This is a genomic window from Photorhabdus africana (assembly GCF_035181445.1).
Classification (GTDB): domain Bacteria; phylum Pseudomonadota; class Gammaproteobacteria; order Enterobacterales; family Enterobacteriaceae; genus Photorhabdus; species Photorhabdus laumondii.
Map to the genome: position 1 here is coordinate 1 of NZ_JAXBVE010000087.1, position 4,565 is coordinate 4,565.

Consider the following 4,565-nt stretch of genomic DNA (forward strand, 5'->3'; position numbering starts at 1 on the left):
CATCAAAGCGAAACGTAGACGAATATGGATGAAAACCCAATTTTTGGAGCGAGTATTACAGGCGGGTTTTGCTAATGTGAGTGATATTTAATCATTCATGCGGTTGCCCTGGAGTAAGGGGGCGCAAAATAGATTTGAGTACCTAATAATTTAGTCATCCATTCATGTTCGGAAAACTCTAGGCCATGTTACCTCAGTAACAAAACAATGAGTAACCATTTCTATCAAACTATTAAGTGGTATCACTTCATATGATAGAAAGATATATACCCTATGGATTTCAAGATGGATCGCGGCGGAAAGGGAGCGAATCCCCGGAAGCATAGATAACTCTGTAACCGGGGTGAGTGAGCGCAGCCAACAAAGAGGCAACTTGAAAGATGACGGGTATAAAATGACTGCTCAGAAACAACATTAACATAGCTCAGATACTGTCATTATTGCATTGGATATTGCGAAAAAATTACATGATGCTCTGATCTTGTTTGGAAACGGACGGCAGGTTTATATGAAGGTAACTAATGATCTAATTGGTTACAAACGATTATTGGACGTGGCATCAAGCAAACTTTATTTAAAAATCTGCGTTGGATTTGAGCCAACGGCTGGCTATCACCGTAATATCACATATTGTCTGGTACAACAAAGAGCTGAATGTCGGCTGCTTTCTTCCCTTTCCTGTGTTCGAGCCCGGGAAATGCTTTATAAAACCTAGATAAAAATGACAATAAAGATGCACATGTTCTTCCATATCTCGTGCAACGAGGTCTTTCAGAACCTTATAATGATCCCCTTATAGAAAATATGATGGATGCACAAGATGTCTCCAATTTTTATCACTAAATCTCTGTAGCCAGAACCCGTTGTATGGATAATCTGGTCAATCACCACTTGACCCTGTATTTTCTTGTTCGTATTAACCTCAACTAACATATGTTAAATATACATAAAGTTGTCAGTCGAGGTCTGAAAAGTCACATTTAAGTTCCTTATTATTTTTATCCTAATCGTCCAAATCCACTTTGCTCATTTAATAATATTCTTTCTTTTGAATGGTTATATTTGACTTTATGAAAATTTGGCTTCTTAGAATCAATTGTATTAAGTAGTTTTTGAAGGCGTATAGCTTCTTTTAAAGTTGGAAATCCAAAAGAAGGTTTTTTTCCCAGAATAACAAAGTCAGTAATGTCTTTGACAACATTGATAATCCGCTCTATTTTTCTATCTCCATTATACTCATGGTCAAGAGAGTTGAAATATAAAATTTCTTCAGTTTGAATACTAGTTTCTGTCCAAATTCTTACTGAATCTTCATACCAGTTTGGTGTGTCAAAAGCTAGTTGGGAAAAAATTAATTGATTATGAACATTATGGAAAACAAAATCTAATTCTCTTCTTCTAAATAGATTTACAAAACTACTATATCCTGTGACTACAGCTCCATTAATTTCACCTATGATAGAAACACTGTCTGGAACTTCGTTTCCAGATATTGAATAATCAGACTTTACACCTTGAATGTGGTCTAAATATAATGGGGAATCGAAGTTAATCCACTGAATAAGATCTAAAGGGTGTATGATTTCACTGATAATTCCTGTTGTTGGACGATAGTCATTAATTCTATTCTTTTCCCATAAGAAGTTTGCTCTTAACAGTTTTAAATTATTTTCCTTTACATAAAATTTTAATAATCGAGCTGCTTGTGAATATCTTGCAACCATATTTAAACAAAATCCTGATGAAAATTCTAATAGACTTTCTGTTGTGCTTAATTTGAAGCTAGGATCTACAAAAGGTTTTTCACATATAACAAATCCATTGAATTTTTGAATTAAAGATAAAACTTCCCCATGACTTTCATCATTAACAGATATTACTAATATGTCTGGATTAAATAATTCTAAAGCTGACAGTAGGGTAGTACATCAAACTAATATTCTTTTTTGATCTGGAAGTATAAGCAATACTAATGCCCTCATTGTATAGATGTGATATGTTATGAAATGATTCAGCAAACATTTTTCCTGAGAAGCCCATTCCGATAATTAAAACTTTCATAGTATCATTTTCCTATTTAATTATTTTAAATAATAATTGTTCTCCAGTGTGGATATAACCTCTTTTTCTATTGAATTCTTCTGCCATTTTACTAGATTGAATAACAATTTTATGAACACCTTGCTTTTTAAACCAACTATGGAAACTATCCATCATAGCTTCAGCAATCCCTAAGTCTCGCCTATCCTTACGTACTACAAGAGATTGTCCCCAACCAATTCGCCCATTAAGTGCACCGACCATAGGGGCTCGTAAATCAATAATTCCAATAACACATGAACAAATGCTTGTATCTTCACCATATTGTCCAACCAGAATTAATACATTTTTGTTTGAAATATTCTCTTTAATCCAATCTCTATATGCATTTTGCCAGGCTAAATTATCTTCTTCACTTTTAGCGGAATAGTGGGTATTACCACTGGATAATAAAATTTTTCTTAACTCCACTAAATCTTCTGTATCTTGAATTGTAGCTTTGCGAATAGATAGATTTTCTTGCATGATTTTTTCGCCTCTATTAGTTATTTTTGTAATGAATGTGTATTTTTAGAATGAGATGATAGATAACTTAGGGCAAGAGCATGAGAGTTTGCTTATTAGCCGCCGAAGTTAATCCAGCAATAAGAACTGCTTCTAAAATACTGACTATTTATTGCAGCAATTTTGTTTACACTCAATATTATTTTTTTTGATTCTGAAATTAACATAATTAACATAATTAACATAATTAACATAATTAACATAATTAACATAATTAACATAATTAACATAATTAACATAATTAACATAATTAACATATTATGCTTATACAGGCCAGAATTTTTGCCTCGTTTGGGAGGTATATCTGGCAGGCATCTTCTTTTATTGAAGCATCCAGTATCCAATGTAAGCTATTTCAATTTCCCTACATCCTCTTACGGTACTGGCAGGGACTGAGCTGATGTAATAATGGTAGTCAAAAGAGACTTTTCCCAACATTTCTTGCTGATAATCCACCACTGCACTTGGAGGAGACAAACTTTTCCAATTAGGGAGGATTCTCGTTAACTGACTAGTCGGTAAAACATAATATTCACGGATTTTAATTCGGTCATGATACCTTTTTACAAAGAGGTGCTTAGGGAGATAGTGGGCTATATGTTTGGAAGTAGCAGCTTTTAAAGCCTTATGGAGGTTCCATTTGATACCCAATAAATAGTCACTACCTCGTCCGATAATCAATGAAGTAATCTCGGTTTGACATCCTGTCGCATTAATTGATATTAAGTATTCTTTTAGTTGCAGTAAGTAAATAATCTCTAGAGTTGCTTTGATTTCATTTGATTTTTCTTGTTTTTTACTCTGAACCATCATCAGGCCATTAGCGGTAGCAAAAGCGTTTACCATGTGGATCGCAGATTGTTTGGAATGATGGTAATGTATCCCTTTTAGGGTTTTACCATCAATGGTAATCAATAGTCCTTCTAACTGTCCATAAACCGTTTTGATCCATTGCAGAAAGCAACGTCCCAATTTGGGCGGAATAATGTGGGCAATCGTGTTATGAACAGACTGACCATTAAGGAAGAGATTTTTTTCCTGAAACCAGCCCAAATAGACTTCACCAAAATCTTCAATGTGTTTCCACCTGTACGCACCAGCAATGGTGGCACAAATTGTCAGGAATAAAACATCAAAGAGGAGATAAGTGACTTTGGTAGATAGTTTCGGATCTTGTATGACACTAAAATAATGTACAAATATATCAGTAAGCATGGTTCAGTTTCCCGTAAAAGGAAGCATAGGCTCATATGTTTCCGTATAGAGTAAATTATTTATGATTTTTTTAAGGTATTTGCAAATTTGCCTTGATAGATAACTGTAGTGGAAAGTAATATATTTAATATTTTACTTCATAAAATAATTAATGTAATCATGAAATTAATTATTTTAATAAATATGTTATCACGATTTGAAAATTATATAAATATGAATTTTATAACATTTAAAGGGTGATGTTTTTTACTGAAAATTTCATGTGTTGATTAGAAAATGAATTTATAATCCTTTTATGGAAATGTTTATAGGTGTTTTATTATTGACAGAATATAATTTTAAATGAGAGACATAGATATAAATAGGATTTCATAATATTGATACAGTTGGTCTATTTGATTAATATCCAAACAGTGCAAATTTGATGCTTGATAGACCGTACTAACTCATAACTCTGCTATGTATAGTTTACAACCCTTACTACACAAGGAGTTGTACGAAGTGGAGCACTATTTTGGAAAGTGATTTATATCTTTATAAAAAATCAAATGATTTTAATCTACGAATTGTATTTTTATCCTTCATTCCGCACCTAATTCAGGAATAAACCGCTTTATATTGTGCGCCTAATAAATTCAAAAGCTCATGGTGGTAAGATTGCATTCCTGTCACCATTTTATGTTCTTGAAATTCAAAGGTGCTGATCCCTTCAAAGGCCAGAAACACCCAACGCGCGGTGGGGGATT

At 33.3% G+C, this 4,565-nt stretch carries 4 protein-coding genes; 1 reads left to right on the forward strand and 3 read right to left on the reverse strand.

The window, feature by feature from the left end:
* Positions 1-445 precede the first annotated feature (445 nt).
* Positions 446-715 carry an IS110 family transposase gene (locus SLS51_RS24420; RefSeq protein ID WP_369293958.1) on the forward strand — a complete coding sequence of 90 codons (270 nt, stop codon included), beginning with the start codon at positions 446-448 and terminating at the stop codon, positions 713-715.
* A 283-nt stretch (positions 716-998) separates the two neighbouring features.
* On the opposite strand, the gene SLS51_RS22490 is transcribed toward SLS51_RS24420, so the two are convergent.
* The 3 genes from SLS51_RS22490 to SLS51_RS22500 form a co-directional block, all read right to left on the reverse strand.
* Complete coding sequence (locus SLS51_RS22490; protein WP_323840734.1) at positions 999-1,724, reverse strand: Gfo/Idh/MocA family oxidoreductase; 726 nt, start codon at positions 1,722-1,724, stop codon at positions 999-1,001.
* 349 nt (positions 1,725-2,073) lie between these two features.
* Positions 2,074-2,565 (reverse strand): GNAT family N-acetyltransferase, encoded by a 492-nt coding sequence (locus tag SLS51_RS22495; protein ID WP_262978306.1) that lies wholly within the window; start codon positions 2,563-2,565, stop codon positions 2,074-2,076.
* A 360-nt stretch (positions 2,566-2,925) separates the two neighbouring features.
* Complete coding sequence (locus tag SLS51_RS22500; protein WP_323840735.1) at positions 2,926-3,819, reverse strand: ISAs1 family transposase; 894 nt, start codon at positions 3,817-3,819, stop codon at positions 2,926-2,928.
* Positions 3,820-4,565: the final 746 nt, after the last annotated feature.

Coding starts and splice junctions, on each gene's coding strand:
- SLS51_RS22490 (WP_323840734.1), bottom strand. CDS start 1,724: ATGGTTGCAAGATATTCACAAGCAGCTCGATTATTAAAATTTTATGTA.
- SLS51_RS22495 (WP_262978306.1), bottom strand. CDS start 2,565: ATGCAAGAAAATCTATCTATTCGCAAAGCTACAATTCAAGATACAGAA.
- SLS51_RS22500 (WP_323840735.1), bottom strand. CDS start 3,819: ATGCTTACTGATATATTTGTACATTATTTTAGTGTCATACAAGATCCG.